Raw genomic sequence first — 18,742 nt, forward strand, 5'->3', positions numbered from 1 at the left:
AACAATGGGAGTGCAAGAAAATGATTAAACATGTTGATTTACATATTGAAAATTACGGTGTTTCGAAGTTCATATTTTACAAGGTGCCACCTGCAATTCGTGTTGATTTTACAGAGGCTGATAAGCTTAAAAACAACAAGGTTCCCGGGCTTTTGCCATGTGTTGTGATTAACAAGGAAGATGAGGCGTATTTTCGCTATGACCTAGTCTCTGAAGTGACTCTTAGCCAACAGACAACGAACCCATTCACAAAGGATCAGCTCCATAGCTATTTTTCAAACATCATCGAAACATTAATTGAATCCGAGCGACTTGGTTTAAATGTGAACAACTTTGTTTTTGATGAGAACTACATCTTTATTGATAATTTTTCAAACAGATTAATTCTACTGTACATGCCGATTAAAAATAATATTTTTGAAAAGGTATCAATCCGGGAATACTTCACCAGTTTCTTACACTCCCACTCCTATGATGAAAATGATGACCTTGCTTTTTTTGTGCGGCTACATAATTATTTTGCAACATCAGAGGAAATCAATTTATATGCGCTTCAACAAAAGCTGAATGAGTTGCTCTTGAATAAACCAACTTCACCTCAAAGTTTCAGAAAGCTGCCGATTCAGGACGAAGAACCCAAAACACCGAACTATTATAGTCCTAGCAGTGAAATCAAGGCATCCGAAGAAAACGGCGTGATTACTTCAGAATATAGCAGTAAAAAGGTCGATAAAAAGACAAAACAAAAGCTTGAAATCGAGGAAGAGGTTCAGTACAAGCGAATCACTCGCACCGAGCTTGGTGAAGGAAATCCACTCCTATCAGGTGGAACTTCCATTAACATCAAGCCAAATGTGGGAAGTCCGATTTCGTTTGATACAGATGAACCTGATGAAGAAGAGGGTACAACTGTCCTCACCGCGTATAAAGAGCCGGAAGAGGAAGAAGGAACAACGGCGCTGGGTGTGGGCGCACGTTTCCAACAGCAGCAGCCATTCTTACTAACGTCTACTCAGGAAAAAATCGTTCTTTCCAAGCGAGTGTTTAAAATTGGCCGTGATCCAGGGATTACTGATTATACATCCAACAATAAAGTCATTGGGCGTGTCCATGCGGAGTTGATTACCGAAAACGGGGAATATTTCATCGTGGACCAAGAATCGAGAAACGGCAGCTATGTAAATGGCGTCAAGCTTGTCCCTAAAAATAAGGTGAAAATCAAACATGAAGACAAAATCAAGCTCGCGAACGAGGAATTTGTTTTTAGGCTTTTTTAAAAAAGGGAAATGGGACTCGGCAGACACTGCCGAATCGAAATAAAGAGGTGAAATAAGTGTCGTTCATACATGCTTACCACACTGATGTGGGAATTAAAAAGAAAACTAACCAAGATGCGTTGCTCGTCAAAACGGCGAAAACGCCGAATGGATATGTGGGGATGTTCGTCGTGTGTGACGGAATGGGCGGACTCGATCATGGGGAACTCGCCAGCGCAACAGTAGTTAGAGGGCTCTCCGACTGGTTTGAACAGGAGCTGCCAGAACTACTTCATTCTGACCAACAGGATGAAGACATCCGCAAAGCTCTCGGAGCCTGTATTACGGAGCAAAATGAAAGAATCTTAGAATATGGGGACGAAACAAACACCCAGGTCGGAACAACAGTGACAGCACTCCTCATCATTCATTCGCGATATTATATCTTACATATCGGAGACAGCCGTGCTTATCAAATTCAGCAGCAGGTAACAAGGCTGACGAAGGACCAAACCTTGGTCGAACGTGAAGTGGAGCGCGGAAACATTACACCTGAGCAAGCCTTGAAGGACCCACGGCGCAATGTCCTTTTACAATGTGTCGGTGCGACAAGGGAGCTTGAAGTCGTGATTCTAACAGGCGAGACAGAGCCGGGAACTGTGTTCTTACTTTGTACGGATGGTTTTTATCATAAAATCACGGATACGGAGATTCTTGAGGAGCTCCGTCCAAACCAATTTTTAAATGAAAAACAATTAAAATACAAGGCGATTAAACTCGTCGATGCGGTAAAGGAACGAAAAGAGGTCGACAACATCTCAATCGTTCTTGCGCATGTAGTGTGAATGGTCGAGGCCATTCATAGGAGGAATTACGTTGATTAAAATCGGAAGTTTTATAGATGACAGATACGAAATATTGAAGGAAATCGGGCGCGGTGGAATGAGTATTGTCTATTTGGCGATGGACAACCGACTTAACAAGTCTTTGGTCGTCAAGGATATCCGTAAGCGCGACAACAGTAACAACGAGCTCCTCATTAATAGTCTGGTTGTCGAGGCGAACATGCTCAAAAAACTTGACCACGGTTCACTTCCCAAGATTTACGACATCATTGAATCTGAGGGTGACATTTATGTGGTCATGGACTATGTCGAGGGCGAGTCGCTCAAGCAAAAGCTGAAGCGGGAAAAAGTTATCTCGGCGAAGCTTGTGATTAATTGGGCAAAGCAGCTTGCAGAGGTCCTCCATTATTTACATACGAGAAAGCCGCATCCGATTATTTACCGCGACATGAAGCCGGATAATATCATGCTTACGCCAGAAGGAAAAATCAAGCTGATTGACTTCGGGATTGCGCGGGAGTTTAAGGATGAGAGCCTGACCGATACGACTAATCTCGGAACGAAAACCTATGCTGCGCCCGAGCAACTGTCAGGTAAGCGAACAGATGCCAGAACTGACATATACAGCTTAGGTCTAACCCTGTATCAACTCATAACGGGTAAAAGTTTAGCAGACCCGCCGTATGAGATAAGGCCAATTCGCCAGTGGGATCCAACCTTACCAGAGGGACTCGAGCATATCATTTTAAAATGTACCCAGGCAGAACCGGAAAATCGCTACCAAACCAGTGAGGAGCTCCTATACGATCTTGAAAATATCAACAAGCTCACGGCAGGCTACCGGAAAAAAATGATGAAGCGGCTCTATCTCTTTTTGGTTCCAGCCGTTTTATGTCTTGGTTTTTCAACGACGTCCGTGCTCGGCTATCAAGGGATGCAAAATGAGCAGTTCCAGGATTATATGGGGCTTGTCAATGAATCTAGTATTTCGTTAATCGAGGGCAATGATACAGAGGCAATCAAGCTTCTAGAACAAGCAATTAAAGTCGACAAGGGCCGTGCTTCTGCTTATATCAATCTACTTGATGTTTATATTAACCGAAATGAAGTGGACACAGGTCTTGCGAAAGTTGAGGCCTATGTAAATGACGAATACGGCAACATCCATAAAAACAGTGAGGTTCTTTTTAAGCTGGGGATGACGTATTTTGATCGGAAACGTGATTACCCTGTGGCACTGAAGTATTTTAAACAGGTGAATGAAAAAGACATTCCTGACGCGAGTTACTATATCACGCTTGCAACAACATTAGGCGGCATGAACATTGATTATGATCAGTTTTCTACAAATCTCTTAGAGTTTGAATTGTTCAATGACAATCTTCCGAACAACGTGAAAAAGGTAGATAACTATAATTCGCTCGCGAACATCTACATATCCTATAAAGGTCAAATCGCGGATGCCAATACGAAGGCCATCACGGTTGTTCAGAAAGCGCAGAGGGTTCTCGAGTTAGCTCCAGATGAGCAGCTACAGTTAAAATACGAGATTGAGTTCGAACAAAAGCTCGCGCAAGCTTTTTACTCAAGAGGAGTGAACTCCGAGGATCAAGTTGCAGCACGAGATGATTTCGAACAGGCGACACAGCACTACAACAATCTTCTTGATTTGAACGTAGCGAATAAGGAAGAGGTAATGAACAGTATCGGAGTGATTTATCAGGAGATGAGCGAGCATTCCCAAGCAGTTGAGCAATTTGAAGAAACGATTAAGGAATATCCGAAAAGCCTGAATGCGTACGTGAAGCTAGGCAATCTCTTGCTAGACATTGAGCAAGGAAAGCAAGAAGACCAGCGCAACTACAACAAGGCAAAAGAAGCCTTTGACAAAGCAGGAAAACTAGAAGGCGCTAAAGACAACGAAGCCTACAAAAAACTATCCAGACGCATGAATAATCTAAATATCAGATAGTGGGACAAAGGGACAGGTCCCTTGTCCCAGCGGTGCATTTCGAATGAAAGGGGGGCACTCGATTGGAATACAACATCATGTTTTACGGGGGATTAGCGGGCGCGGTGATTACGCTCATTATTTCCATCCTCGTCTATATGAAACTACAAATCTCTCAAGTTTTTGCGGATATTACGGGAAACCGGTTTATGAGAAAGAAGCAAAACAACCACGTTTCCCTTGAGGCTCAAGAAACGAAGCGAACAACAAGTGAAATCAGGCTTCGGAAAAAAGAAGATCCAGTTGCAGCATCAGTTGAGGACACAGCCCTCATGAGTCAGGGACTGGAACCAACCTCTTTACTTGTGGAAAGTTCACAAGCACCGACGGAATTGTTGGTAGAAAACCAAGCTGCCCGAGAAACTTCATTACTGGAGGAGACCTCACTTTTATCAGAGGAAACGGCCCTTTTACAGGATGACGACGAGACGACATTGCTAGTCGGGGATGACGAAACAACGATTCTCCTTGAAGGCGATGGCGAAACCGCAATTCTCACTGAAAAAGAAGAAGAATCTGATTTCCAAATCGAAGTCGATGTCATGATTGTCCATACAAATAAACTGATCGAAAAAAGGAGCGTAGTAAAGTGATAGCAATGATCTCAAAAAGCTACCGAAAAAACAAATCGGTACTCTGGTTACCGATCGCATTTATTTTGGTGCTGTCGGTGGTATTGTTTAGCCTGAACGTATCATCTCAGGTTGAAACAAAACAGTATATAAAATATAACAATGAGCAATGGGAAATTGGGCAAAAGTTCTCAAATGAGTGGTACATAAATGGAGATACCTTTCAAGTCCAAGTCGATTTAAGTGAGGACTATGAGAATTACCTGAAGCCAAAGGAAACACCGGAGGAAACTGAAGGGGAAACGACCCCTGAAAATACAGCGACAACTCCAGTAGCAGGTGAGGTACCTGAAGGCGGATTACCTTTTGACGTAACACTATCAAAGGGACATAAAGAAGCAACTATAACTCCAATTACAGAGGGTGGGTTCACAGGTCTGTATAAAGTAACCATCTCTGGTGTTAATAATAAAGATGGTGAAATCCCAGTGACGATCAACTTTGTAAAAGACACATGGGTAAATGAGCCACCAACTACACAAACAACATTTACCGTTCAAAAAGACACAGAGGCTCCAGTCGTAAATCTGTCTGGACCAAAGAATGGTGAGTTTTATCGGAAAGATGTTGACCTAGGTATTGAAGTGGATGAAGAACACTTTTTACAAGACAAAGTGACTATTTCAATTAAAAAGGACGGTTCAGATTTCGATTTACAAAATCCTGTTCAATGGGATGGAAAAAGAACGTCCATTAAATTTGATCAAGTTGGCCATTATGAGGTAACCATAACTGCCACCGATAAAGCGGGTAACGTGAGCGATGCAAAATCGGTTTCCTTTGCCAATGTAAAAACAGATGCGATTTTGTACATCAAAGATAAAACAGCAAATAATTTTTATAAAGATAACGTAAATATCGTGGTCGAAAACCCACTTTCTATCCACTCTGCTAAGCTCACATACATCAAGGATGGAAGCGAGCCACAGACTGCGGATATGGACATCAAAAATACTCTGTTTTCAAAGACTGCAACATACTCCCTTTCAGAAGAAGGAACGTATGCATTTAGTGCAAAGATAACAGACTATTGGAGACCAAATGGGTTTGATCTTGGAACCTATGAAAATATCATCATCGACAAGACGAAACCTGAAATAACCATTAGTGGTGTTGAAAATGGTGGTAAATATACAAAATCCAAGGATTTAGTTGTTTCAGCAACTGACACATATTTGGATGAAAACAAATCCGTGTTAAAGCTAACGAAAAACGGAAAAGCCGAAACCATCACCGGAAAAGATGCTCTAGAAAAACGCAGCTTAACAGATGGAGAATACGCTGTTGAACTAAGTGTGTTTGACAAAGCTGGGAATGAAACGAAATCTCCAGCACTGAATTTTACAATTGATACCCAGAAGCCAGAGTTAGAGATTTCTGGAGTTGAAAATGGGAAGTATTATCCTGAAGATCAAACCGTTCGTTTTTCAGTAAAAGATTTAACACTTGATTTGGCGAAAACAACTCTTGTTGTAAAGCACAACGATACGGACTATGCGGAAGCAATCAAATTCGAACAGAACGGTACAGTAGCCGAAGCAAGTTATACGTTTAAAACTGAAGGTAAATACACAATCGAGTTAAATGCAACAGACCAATTAGGAAATGCTGCAGAAAAAGTTACGAAAACATTCACACTCGACAAAACGAAGCCAACTGTTTCTCTTACTGGCGCTGAAAATAATAAGAAGTACAACCGCCAAGTGGATGTGGAGATTGTAGGAGAAGACACAAACAAAGATGATAGCAAGACCATTTTAACAGTAACAAAAGATGGGAAATCAGAAACGTTTGAAGGTAAAAAGGCACATGAGAAACATAGCTTTAAACAAGAAGGTGTCTATGAAATCAATGTAGACTACTTTGATAAAGCTGGAAACAAAGCTGATTTTTCAACGATTACATTTGTAATTGACAACTCAAAACCAGAAGTTGACATCACTGGTGTAAATGAAAATGAGTTTGCGAATACAGACAAAGAAGTCACGTTTAGGGTTGAGGATTCGCATATCGACCTAGACAACATTGAACTGACGATTACGAAGGATGGTAAAGCTTATCCGACGGACGGCATCAAATTCAAGAAACAAAAGAACCGATACGCTGAGGCAGAGCATACCTTTACTGGCGATGGCGTTTATGTTGTAAAACTAAAGTCAACTGACGAAGCAGGAAATATATCTGCAGAAAAACAAGTTCGTTTTACAATCGATAAAATCAAACCTGAGATCGTTGTGACAAACATCGGTGAAGATGGCAGATACAATGATGATCGTGAAGTAACCATAACGGTAACTGATCTAAATATGGGTGAGTCAAATGCAACAGTTAAGTACAACGGGGAGTCATATGAGATTGACCCACTTGTGCTTGAAGGCAAGATGGCAACAACTAAACACACCTTCACTGAAGAAGGGGTTTACGAGCTTCACGTCGTTTCAACGGATAAAGCAGGAAACGAAAGCTCAGAAACTATAAAATTCACGGTCGATAAAACAGGACCTGCAATTAAATACTCAATTAAAGATGGTACGTATTTTAATGATAAAAAAGTGAACCTAACTGTTACTGTCGATGACTACACACCGTTTGTTCCCGAAATCACACTAAAAAATGGGGATAAAGCTATCGAGGTTCCAACAGACGGATGGATGAAAAAAATCGTCTGGTTAATCACTCAAGAACTAACTGTTGAACTAGAAGAAGAAGGTGTTTATTCAGCTCAAGTAAGAGCAAAAGACTACTTTGGCGCTGAAAGCACAAAGGATCTTGGCTTTACAATTGACCGCACCTCACCTGAAATCCAAATCAGCGGGGATATCCCGAATGGTGGATTTGTCCAAGGTGATAACAAGTTAACTGTAGACATCAATGACCTACATTTTGACGAGAGTAAAAATGAAGTCCTAGTAAACGGCAAACCAGTTAAGGATGCACAGTGGAAAGAAACAGCAACAGGTTATCAGTTCAAGCAAAGCTTCCCAGACGATGGTGAATATGAAGTAACAGTTCGTTCTGATGACTTTGCGGGTAACAAAGCAGCGGAGAAAAAGCACAAATTCACAGTGGATAACGTAAAACCAGTTATCACGATTGAAAAAGTAAAAGACGGAACATTTTACGATAAAAAGCAAACAGCTACAATCAAGGTTAACGAGTTGAACTTTGCAAACAATGAAGTAGAAGTAAAAGTCAACAATAAACCGTACGAGTGGAAAAATCAAGGTGTTGAATCAAGTCTTGTGATTCCATTTAACGAAGATGGCGACTATGTGATTAAGGTGTCTTCGAAGGATGCAGCTGGAAACGTGGCGGACGCAAAAGAAGTGAAGTTCACGGTAGACGAAAGCTTCCCGACGCTAAAAATCACAGGTGTCGACCATATGACGAACTACAATGTTACTAAGCCGGTTTCTTTCGAAGTAACCGATGCGAACATTGATCAAACTTCATTACGCGTAACGAAGAACGGCAAGGCATATGAGATTCCAGCACTACAACAATCTAGAACAAAAGCAAGTTTACAGCACAATTTTGCAGAAGAAGGCAGCTATGTGCTTTACTTCAATGCAACGGATAAATCAGGTAACAAAACAACGCATGAGGAAATTGCTTTTATCATCGACAAAACCAATCCAGTTGTCAAAATTGACGGTGTTGACCACCAGTCCTTCAATCCAACTGGCAAGCGCGTAACTGTTTCTGTTGATGAATTGAACTTCGGTACAAATTACGTAGTGCTTTCTGTAACAAAGGATGGCAAGGTATTTAATATTGGAACTTGGAAAAACACCAATAAGCTTTCAAGCTTAGGCTACAATTTTAATGACGATGGCTTGTACACCATTGCAATCAGCGCTGAAGATAAGGCTGGCAATGGTCCAATCACAGCGAACAAGACATTCACAATTGACACGACAAAGCCTGCAATCGAAATTACAGGTGTTGAAAATGCAGCACACTATAATGTCGATAAGCCAGTGAGTGTGGAAATTCGTGATGTGAACTTAGATGTGAACCGCATCACCGTGACACGAAATGGTAGAGGCTATAGCGCTGGAGGATTTGGAGTAGCGAATCAAACTGCTCGACTTAGCCACAACTTTAGCCAGGAAGGTGATTATGCGATCAACGTAGAAGCGATTGACAAAGCGGGTAACCAATTTAGCAGACAGATTGCTTTTACAATTGATAAAACAGCTCCGGTCATCACACCGAAATTTAAAGGTCAAAGCCGTGTAATCAAGAATGGCGAATATATTAATGAAGTATTCACACCGGAATTTGCGCTAGACCAAGGTGAGGACACCATCGTTTCAGTAACAATGAATGGCTCAAATGTAACAGGTCGAATTCCAACGGCTACATTGGAAATGAAGTACGATTTCAGTGTTCTTGCACGAGACAAAGCAGGTAACGAGTCAACAATTGATATCAGCTTTATCCTTGATACGACAAAGCCGAACTTGAATATCACAGGTGTTATTGATGGATTCTTTAATAACAATCAAATGCCGACTGTGACCTACTCGGATCGTTACCTCGATTCAAGTCGCTCAAGTGTCACATTAAATGGTCGCCCGTTTGTAAATGGGGTACAGCTAAGTGATGAGGGAGACTACATTTTAAAAGCTGAGATCTATGACTTAGCTAACAATGTTTCATCCCGAACAATTGTGTTTACGATTGATAAAACAGCACCAGTGATCAAATTTAATGAAGCTATTTCTGAGGGATATTTCAAGGAAAGCTTACTTCCTGAATTGCTAATTGAGGATTTAAATGCATATGACATCATCTCACAAACCTTGAACGGTCAGCCTTATAATCTTGGTGACCCAATTGAGGAAGAAGGAAAGCACGTGCTCTTCTTTGAGGTGAAGGACAAAGCAGGAAATATCCAACAGCTAAGTGTTGAGTTTATTATTGATAAAACTCCTCCGAAAGTCGTTGTCGATGGAGTCAAGAAAAACGAAACATATCGTGACCCTGTAACACTCTCAATCAGCCTTGATAATCCTAGTGATACACTCAAGTCTGTCATGATTAATGGGGAACTCTTCAATGGTGAGGTAAAAGACACGAACGGAACGAAAGTCATTTCCGTAACACTATCTGATATCAACAAATACAAGGTGGAAGTATTAGCCGAAGACGAAGCGGGTAATGAAATGAACGAAGTCATTGAATTCGAAATCGTTGAAAAAAGCGTACTTGTAAAGTTCTATGAAAATAAACCATTATTTGCGGGCGCAATGGTAGGTCTTGTTGGAATTGCAGCAGCAGGTGCTGTCGCTCTCCGCAGAACCATCATCCGCAGAAAAGATGAGAAAGATATGTAACAAAAATGTAGGCATTCGCATTTTGCGGATGCCTGTTTTTAGAAAAAGTAGTTTGTTAGAATAAAAGGAGGCATCGTTTTGTCTAGAATCACGATTAAGCCGAATCAAGTTATCGGAATAAGTCCCATGGTAGGGACTGTAGCCTCAAAACTTTCGCAGGTTGAGGGAGGCGTGGCTTCTGTCAGAAATTCCATTGATTATCGAATCTTGGCTAGAACCTCCATCCGGTCGCAACTAACAGAGGTAACTTCTTCAATCGATCAATTGGAAGCAAAAGTAAGAAAGCTGCAGTCCTTTTTAAATTTAGCTGTAACTCGCTATTCGTCAACAGAGCGTTATTTAAACTCTTCGTTTATGGCGATGGAGGCAGTTCGGGGTATGGCCCCGGCGAATCAGCCAGCAAATGGAAAAAATGTTGAAACCTCAAGCAAGGATACATCTTCACTAGCACATAAAATCCTTACTTACTTTGATGCCGTCAATAAAGGACTGAGTACAGGAGACGTCGCATTAGTAGGGTCACAATTATTGTCTGTGGCAACTTCTTCTTTCTTAATGCGCAATTTAAAAATAAACTATATTGGTGGAAAGCCAACTAAAGGGCAAAGATTTCGCGGCCAATATAAATTCACTGTAACTGCAAAGCCTTCCTGGACGAGTCGAGGTGGCTATAGTTCGAAAATAGCAAGGTATATCCACAATTTTTCAAGGTCCACACCTACGAATGCTGTTTCTAGAGCCATACATTCCTTTGTTAGTTCCTATAATGGGCCAGCTGCTCTATTAAAGCATGCTGCAGGTTTTTCGAAGAATGTAAATGCAGCCATGCACGGCTCAACATTAATGGGGCGTTTCCAAGAGCGTATTACAATTGGTTCAAAAGACGTAGCGAAGAGCTTAGCTAAGGCAAGAGGATTTACAAGTGTTGCAAAGAGAATACCAATTTTGAGTCAGGTCATCTCTGTAGGGGCGAATGCAACAGAGTTTGTAGACCCCAATAACGCCAATTTATCAATGACTGAAAAATTTGGCCGATTTGGTGCAGGAGTTGGAGCAGATATGGTTGCAATCGCCGGTGGTGCGAAGCTTGGCGCTATGATTGGAAGCTTCGGTGGCCCTGTGGGAATCGTAGTTGGTGGAGCTGTTGGAGGACTAGTAGGTGGATTTGTTAGCTCTAAGTATGGTAATCAAATTAAGGATTTTGGTCAGAAAGCAGCTGGATTCGCAGAGGATGTTGGTAAAAAGATTGGTGGAGCAGTTGAGGATTTTGGGAAATCAGTCTTCAAATCCGTTAGTAGTTGGTTTGACTAAATCAAAATTGAAGGATGAAAATTATGTATATTACTGCAGAAATAATTGAATTAATCACTACTGTTATAGGTGCTTGGTTAACACTTCAGTTCGTCGTATGTTTAGTTACGTTTTTGCTAGGAAATGTGATGGTCGATCACGTAGAAACAGGGATTTTTAGAAACACAAAGAATCCCTTTCTCAAACTTTTTACCTTTATTGTTTTATTCTTATTTGGAATAGGTCCGCTCATTTACAAAAAGCTAGACCGCTTTTCATGGATTTTGCGGAGACTGTTCATGTTAGTTATCACACTCGTTTTGGGACTTCTGTTTATGCTTATCTACTATATTATTAAAACTGCGTTGCATGCAGTATTTTTGTAGATTACCCTCTCTCGTAGGTGTGAAAAACGGTAATCATTAAACACGATTTGAAAACAAAGGAGGTACCCAATAATGAATCATGCTTTAACATGCACGACGGAGGAATTGGCATTATTGGTTACGGTTTGTGGATATCCGGCTGTTGCGAAAGGAATCGCAGAGGCATCGTACGGCGAAAAGTCTCCTGAAGAATGGGACGCCATCATGGAATCAACGATCCACCAGTTGGTAATCAAGTCCTTATGGGACCCAAATAAAACAGGTGAGGATGAGCACCCACTTAGCGAAGAAATGCAAATCTTTATCAAGCAGTATGTTGAATCCAAATGGATGATTCGTTGTTCGAATATGATGGGTCGAAACGTATTAATGATCCACCATTTCGAAGAAGATATTTGGCTTGCCCATGTCATCGCAGAAGACATCATGCATGAATTCGCGTTATTATCAAATGATGAAATTCCAACGGTGATCAAAGACTTTTATTCATTCGAAGGCACAAAAATCGAGGGAACACAGGAATTCTTTCTCACAGACAATTTGTTCGATTGGTTAAGTGACCAGTCAAAAACAGAGAAGGTCCGGAAGAAAGCAAAGTTTACACCGACTGAGGAACAGAGTATTAATTTGTTCACTGAGGACCTAGAAGAGCATGAATGGTCGCTTTATAATATTTCACACTTCGAAATCCCGAACATTGAAGGTGATTTTCTCCTTGCAAACATCGTCTTCTTTTTACCATCAACAAAAGGAATGTGGATTGTTGAATATATAGAAGATGCTAAAAATCCAGTCCACATTAAACTGAATACGTACGAGGAGTGGCACGAAATGCTAGACGCAGTTGGCAGCGTGGCAGCCGCCATTGAAGTTTAACTTTATTCAGGACTATTTCCCCTAGATATTGTAACTAGGATAAGTGCAAGGAATTATATTAAGTGTTGTTTTAAACATTATTTGAATAAAGTTAAAGCCTCCGGCGGATGCCACAGATTTTCAAATGAAGTTTTTCGCATTGGCGCGAAAAAATCTGGGCGCAGATACGCCTTGGCGTATCTGATTAAGATGACTTTCATAAGTCGTCTTTTTTTTATCCCCAGAACTAGTCCTTTTTGCTTATTTCACACTTGTTTATACATCATTTTATAAGCAATTGGCAAACTAAGATTGGAAAATAATTCTGGAGGGTATGCTGTATGATTTTTTGGCAACACGTGCTGAAAATAGCTGTTCTATTTATTCTATTTTTAACAACTACAGTAAGCCCAGAGATGGTAGTTGCACAACGGGACACAAAAGCTCCGGTCATCACACATAAACCGAAAACCACAAGTGAGCCACTTTTACCCATCAAAATCAAGGCTGGTGTTACGGATGACACCGCCATCCAAAATGTGACGCTTTTTTATAAAGCGGGTGATTCAGACGATTTCAAAGGAATTCCGATGAAATTGAACGAGGAAACATACATTGCCGAAATCCCGGGCTTCCACGTATATGATGAGATCACTTATTATATCGAGGCGAGCGACGGGACCAATACGGAAAAAACGGACGTGAACACAATCCAGGTTATTCAAAAAGAGATTGATTTTACAAAAATGCCTCAGTTGCTTGTGACAGAGGTTCTTCCGGACTCAACGAATCTGGGCAGTGCTGATGGATTTGAGTTTGTAGAAATCTACAATAACAGCAACAAAGCAATCAACTTCAAGGATTATAAGCTTTACTATCGATACGGAAAGAATCGCCGAACAGATGTGATGTGGCCTTCTGTCAAAGAGAATGTTGTCATTCCTGCCCGCAAAACGCTTGTGCTATGGATCATCAATAGTGAAAATAGCGAGCAGACGGTGGAGGATTTTAATGCGCATTATGGAACTGATTTGAAAGAAAATCAGGATATTGTTCGGATTCACAGTGGAGGTATGGCAAATAAAAGCATGCGCGGTGTCGTGATTGGAACGAATACGCATCGCGAAATTTCCGTCGCCTACTATAACAAGACGGAAGTTGATCAGGCAATTATATACCGATATCCAACCAACAAATCCTCGGTCTCTAAAAGAATCGGCACAAAGGATGCAACTCCTGGTAAGGTGGAAAGTTACCAGGTACCGAAAAAGCCCGTTCAAATGGAGGAAGATAGTGTCCCACCGAGTATTGAGGACTTAACATTAAATTCTGAAGTCGATCAAAAAGACAATCTGGAACTCATCGTAAATGCAACAGACAACCATACCGTTAAATCTGTTAAGTTGCATTATAAAATCGACCAAGATGATGACTTCAATGAAGTCGTGTTACATGAGAGTTACGATGATTTACTTTATCATCACACCATTCATGCACCAGCATTAATTGGACGCGAGTATATTGATTATTACTATGTCGTATCCGATGGCAGCAATGAAGCTAAAAGTGAGACTTATCGGATAAACATCAAGAATGAACTCGATCACTCTAGTCTAAGACTCAATCTGAAAAATGAAGAAATGCTTCGTGGGGAAAAAATAATCAAGGCTACTTCAGAAGAAAACACGCCAATGAAGCTGATGATTGACGGAAACGAGGTTCAAGAGGGTATCTATCGTTCACTTGAACACACCGCCTATTTTGCGTTTGAGGCAAATGGTTTGAATACGTATTTTCAAAATGCTGTCACGATGGGCAAGGAAGTTTTACATGTCATGGACCAGGACTGGCTCACTGAATGGAAAACTTTTACGATTCCGATTGAGCCGGAGCGACTTCCTGTAGGCAATACAACGATTACGATTCGTTCCGGAAACAAGGCTTCACCGTTTGAACTTTGGTCGAGGGAAAATCGCGATGACTTTCAATTGCGTAACGTTCGACTCATCCTTGGCGATGGAACTGTGAGTAAGGATCCGATTTATAGCGACCCAAGTCGCATCTTGAACATGGGTGATCAGCGTAAGTATGCCGATTTTACCTTTACTATTACGGAAAAAGAGGCACGTTCGCTCACCTATAAATGGAACACAACTGAGGTAAACGACAAAAAACATTTGGTCACAGTTCAGGCCGGAGATAAAATGGTTAGTTCACAAGTTTTAGTTGATAATAGGGCTCCAACTATCAAAACAAATCTGAAAAAGAAACCATACAAGGGTTCCTTTACAATTGACGTGGACGTGAAAGATAAGCTTTCTGGTATTGAAAAAAAGACGGTAACCTTAGATGGAGAGGAAATCGAGGTTCCGTTTGAAACATCGTCCGCAACGCTTAAGCCAGGTAAACACAAACTCAATGTACATGCGATAGACAAAGTAGGAAATGAAACAAAGGATGTTTTCTATTTTAAAGTTGTGAATGAAAATCCGAAAAAACCAGAGCGTATTTCTCCGAAGGGTAAGATTGACGGGGATCCACTTTTACAAGTAAAGGTTAAGGATCCGACAAAGGATAAGCTCGATGTAACCTTTTATGAAGCTTACAAGCATGACCTAAATTCGAGTGTAAAAGGATTTAAAAATGCCACTGAGTTTGAGCCCCCAAATAGGATGGTTCCAGAAGGGGAGGAAGCATTCACACCAGAAGATATCTCACTTGTTTCAAAAGCAGATGGTCGCTATTTAGTCACGGATTCTGACACGAAATTTCCGTACCACCGTTTTGATGTCACGGTTGATGAGTCTCTTGGTGAAAATGACAGGGTTGAGCTTTTATGGAAAGGGAATTCGCTTGAAGGTAGAAAGGTTTCAATGTACGCCTGGAATCACAATGAGGACAAATGGGTTATGCTTGATTTTAAGGTAGCAGGCTCAAAAGATTTCAAGCTAGCTTCTGATGTGAAAGTAAGTGACTATGTGAACGATTCAAAAATCAATGTCCTGATTCAAGATGAAATTGCAGAAGAATTTGATTACACCTTTGTCTGGATGTCCGACACCCAATTTTACTCGGAGAGCTATCCGGAGATTTTTAAGAAACAAACGGAATGGATAGCAGAAATGAAGGAAAAGCTGGGTATCAAGTACGTGTTTCATACCGGTGATTTGGTCAATCAATCAAGGAAGAAGAAGCAGTGGCAAAATGCGGATAAATATATGAAGGTTTTGGATGACAATAACATTCCATACGGTGTGTTAGCTGGAAATCATGATGTTGACCAGGTAAATAATGATTATTCCGAGTTCTATCGGTATTTTGGGAAGCACCGTTTTAAAAATAAACCTTATTATGGCGGTTCGTACCGAAACAATCGTGGCCATTACGATTTAATTTCAGCGGGCGGTAATGATTTTATTATGGTATACCTTGGCTGGGGTATAACAGAAGAGGGCATTCAATGGGTAAATGATGTATTAGCTGCCCACCCAGATCGCAAAGCGATTTTAAACTTCCATGAATACTTGCTTGCCACAGGGACAAGGCATCCGATAGGTGAGAGGCTTTTTAATGAAATTGTTGTGCCAAACAAAAATGTCATTATGGTGTTGTGTGGCCATTATCATGAGGCACAAACCTATGTGGACGAAATTGATGATGATGGTGATGGGAAGCCAGACCGTACCGTCACACAAATGTTGGCCGATTATCAAGCTGGGCCAGAAGGTGGTCAAGGCTATATGAGGCTCCTGCATTTTGACCAAGATAACAATCGAATTTTGGTTAAAACGTACTCACCTTATATGGATGACTACAATTTTTACGACCTAGATATCTATCCGCAGAAAGATCAATTTGTAATTGAGATGGATTTAGCACCAGTGACCAAGCGGGTCGCAACCGATTACTTTACGGTTAATGTTTATACAAATCGGGTAATCGGAACTGATAAGGCGAAAAGCGGCAAAACTGCAAAGGCCTTGTGGACGGGGCTAGAAAGTGACAGGTCATACTCGTGGTATGCTGTTGTTGAAGACAAATACACAGGACGAGCAGTCTCGGATATTTGGACATTTCGTAAAATTTCAAGCCATTAGCTCAAATGAATCATTATTTTGTAATAATAATTTATTTATCGTTACAAACTAATGATGTAGGTGTATATTTTGTTGCTTTACCACGTTATTTTGCTGGCGTTTACTTGCTTTTGAAGCCATGTTATACTTCCAAAGGTTATTTGGGCGCAAACACGCCAAGGCAAGAAGCATCTGTCATTTGAACGGTGCTAGTTGCTAGGATTGTATACGGAGGTAGTTTCATGAATAGAAGAAGACGTCAGCACGAAGTTCATCCAACACTTCAAAAGGTAAAGGAATTCATATACATACTACTAGGTTCTGCCACAGTGGCTCTATCGTTTAATCTGTTTCTACTGCCGAACAAGGTGGCATCTGGTGGTGTGAGCGGGATTAGTACCATCCTGAACTCCCTTTTCGGTTGGGAAGCAGCCTATGTTCAGTGGGCATTTAATATTCCACTATTCATTGCAGGGATCATTTTTCTAGGAAAGATGTATGGTGCCAGGACGTTAATTGGCACTCTTTTTTTACCATTTGTTGTTTATCTTTCTAGAAATCTGGAACCCGCAACGTTCGATCCATTGCTTGGTGCTTTATTCGGAGGAATTGGAGTCGGTTTGGGGCTCGGTATTACTTTCCGGGGCAATGCGTCAACTGGTGGGACAGACCTCGCCGCTCAGATTGTTCATAAGTATACAGGAATCTCCCTTGGGAAAAGTGTTGCTTTTATTGACGGCTTGATTGTCGTGACCGCGGCAATTGTGTTTGATATTGAGAGTGGGCTCTATGCGTTAATTGGACTTTTCGTTACAAGTAAAACGATTGATTTGGTACAGGTAGGTCTAGGAAATTCGAAAATGGCTCTTATTATTACGAACCGTCAGGACGAAGTGCGACAAGAGATTTTTGACAAACTGGACAGAGGGGTAACCAAGCTCTCTGGATATGGGGGTTATACTGACGATGAGCGACCGATGCTCATGTGTGTAGTGGAACAAAAAGAGTTCACAAAATTGAAACAAGTGGTTCAAAGCATTGATACATCTGCATTTGTCGTTGTTATGGATGCTGCAGAGGTATTAGGTGAGGGTTTTAAAAGAGCGTAAAAGGGGTATAATAAAAATTGTATAATGGAAAAATTTATTACAGGGGGTAAATTCTGTGAAACGTAAGCTATTCAGTATTCTATTAGGAACATCACTTGTATTCGCGTTAGCTGCATGTGGCGGTGGGGACGACAATGCAGGAGAGGCACCAGCAAGTGATAATAACGGCGGTGGAGAAGCTACCGTTAACGCTGAAGAAATCGCTAAACAAAACTGTGCATCTTGTCACGGACAAGACTTTGGTGGTGGAGCAGGTCCTGACCTAACTAAAGTTGGATCTAAATACAGCAAAGACGAAATTGCTGGAATCATCGAAAATGGCCAAGGCTCAATGCCTGGTGGCATCATTAAAGGTGAAGAAAAAGACGCAGTAGCTACATGGCTATCTGAGAAAAAATAAGTAGTATGTCAGGCCTTCTGGGTGAACCGGAAGGCTTTTATAATGAGCGAAAATAGGTTGTGTCCGATAAAAAGTGGTGAATGTCCGATAAATTCAGAGTTGTGTCCGATAAAACTGGAACAATGTCCGATATCCCGGCAACAATGTCCGATATAATCAAAATTTTGTCCGATATCCAAAAAAATGATTAGATAGTCTGCCTTCCGGTTGAACCGGAAGGCTTTTAAAATGGACGAAACAAGAGTTATGTCCGATAAACAGTGGTGAATGTCCGATATATTCAGAGTTGAGTCCGATAAAACTAGATCAATGTCCGATATCCCAGTAACAATGTCCGATATAATCAAAATTTTGTCCGATATCCAAAAAAATGATTAGATAGTCTGCCTTCCGGGTGAACCGGAAGGCTTTTAAAATGAGCGAAAATAGGTTGTGTCCGATAAAAAGTGGTGAATGTCCGATAAATTCAGAGTTGTGTCCGATAAAACTGGAACAATGTCCGATATCCCGGTAACAATGTCCGATATAATCAAAATTTTG

The 18,742-nt window shown here is 41.0% G+C and carries 12 protein-coding genes; 11 read left to right on the forward strand and 1 reads right to left on the reverse strand.

Features of this window, described 5'->3' with window-relative positions; all coding sequences use genetic code 11:
• The first annotated feature begins 20 nt into the window (after positions 1–20).
• The 11 genes from CKK03_RS04030 (at position 21) to cccB (ending at position 18,202) form a co-directional block, all read left to right on the forward strand.
• Entirely contained in the window at positions 21–1,277 is a 1,257-nt protein-coding gene (locus tag CKK03_RS04030) for a DUF6382 and FHA domain-containing protein (protein ID WP_099361339.1), read from the forward strand.
• A 56-nt stretch (positions 1,278–1,333) separates the two neighbouring features.
• The gene (locus CKK03_RS04035) at positions 1,334–2,101 is read left to right on the forward strand and encodes a PP2C family protein-serine/threonine phosphatase (RefSeq protein ID WP_099361340.1); all 768 of its coding nucleotides are present in this window, start codon (positions 1,334–1,336) and stop codon (positions 2,099–2,101) included.
• A 31-nt stretch (positions 2,102–2,132) separates the two neighbouring features.
• Entirely contained in the window at positions 2,133–4,073 is a 1,941-nt protein-coding gene (locus CKK03_RS04040; RefSeq protein ID WP_099361341.1) for a serine/threonine-protein kinase, read from the forward strand.
• Between the two features lie 62 nt (positions 4,074–4,135).
• The gene (locus tag CKK03_RS04045) at positions 4,136–4,705 is read left to right on the forward strand and encodes a hypothetical protein (protein WP_099361342.1); all 570 of its coding nucleotides are present in this window, start codon (positions 4,136–4,138) and stop codon (positions 4,703–4,705) included.
• A gap of 5 nt (positions 4,706–4,710) precedes the next feature.
• The gene (locus tag CKK03_RS04050) at positions 4,711–10,086 is read left to right on the forward strand and encodes an Ig-like domain-containing protein (RefSeq protein WP_245864026.1); all 5,376 of its coding nucleotides are present in this window, start codon (positions 4,711–4,713) and stop codon (positions 10,084–10,086) included.
• 78 nt (positions 10,087–10,164) lie between these two features.
• A complete protein-coding gene (locus tag CKK03_RS04055) occupies positions 10,165–11,397 on the forward strand; it encodes a hypothetical protein (RefSeq protein WP_099361344.1) in 1,233 nt (410 codons plus the stop codon).
• Positions 11,398–11,420: 23 nt separating this feature from the next.
• Positions 11,421–11,762, forward strand: coding sequence for a hypothetical protein (locus CKK03_RS04060; protein ID WP_099361345.1), 342 nt, complete (start codon positions 11,421–11,423; stop codon positions 11,760–11,762).
• 72 nt (positions 11,763–11,834) lie between these two features.
• The gene (locus CKK03_RS04065; RefSeq protein WP_099361346.1) at positions 11,835–12,638 is read left to right on the forward strand and encodes a YfjC family protein; all 804 of its coding nucleotides are present in this window, start codon (positions 11,835–11,837) and stop codon (positions 12,636–12,638) included.
• 320 nt (positions 12,639–12,958) lie between these two features.
• Complete coding sequence (locus tag CKK03_RS04070; protein ID WP_099361347.1) at positions 12,959–16,714, forward strand: lamin tail domain-containing metallophosphoesterase family protein; 3,756 nt, start codon at positions 12,959–12,961, stop codon at positions 16,712–16,714.
• Positions 16,715–16,935: 221 nt separating this feature from the next.
• On the forward strand, positions 16,936–17,802 hold the full coding sequence (locus CKK03_RS04075) for a YitT family protein (protein WP_099361348.1): 867 nt from the start codon (positions 16,936–16,938) through the stop codon (positions 17,800–17,802).
• 55 nt (positions 17,803–17,857) lie between these two features.
• Complete coding sequence (gene cccB, locus CKK03_RS04080) at positions 17,858–18,202, forward strand: cytochrome c551 (protein ID WP_099361349.1); 345 nt, start codon at positions 17,858–17,860, stop codon at positions 18,200–18,202.
• 306 nt (positions 18,203–18,508) lie between these two features.
• On the opposite strand, the gene CKK03_RS23915 is transcribed toward cccB, so the two are convergent.
• On the reverse strand, positions 18,509–18,742 hold a 234-nt coding region (locus CKK03_RS23915), incomplete at its 5' end, for a hypothetical protein (RefSeq protein WP_218962796.1).

It is taken from the genome of Fredinandcohnia onubensis (genome assembly GCF_002734215.1).
In the GTDB taxonomy this organism is placed as follows: domain Bacteria; phylum Bacillota; class Bacilli; order Bacillales; family Bacillaceae_L; genus Ferdinandcohnia; species Ferdinandcohnia onubensis.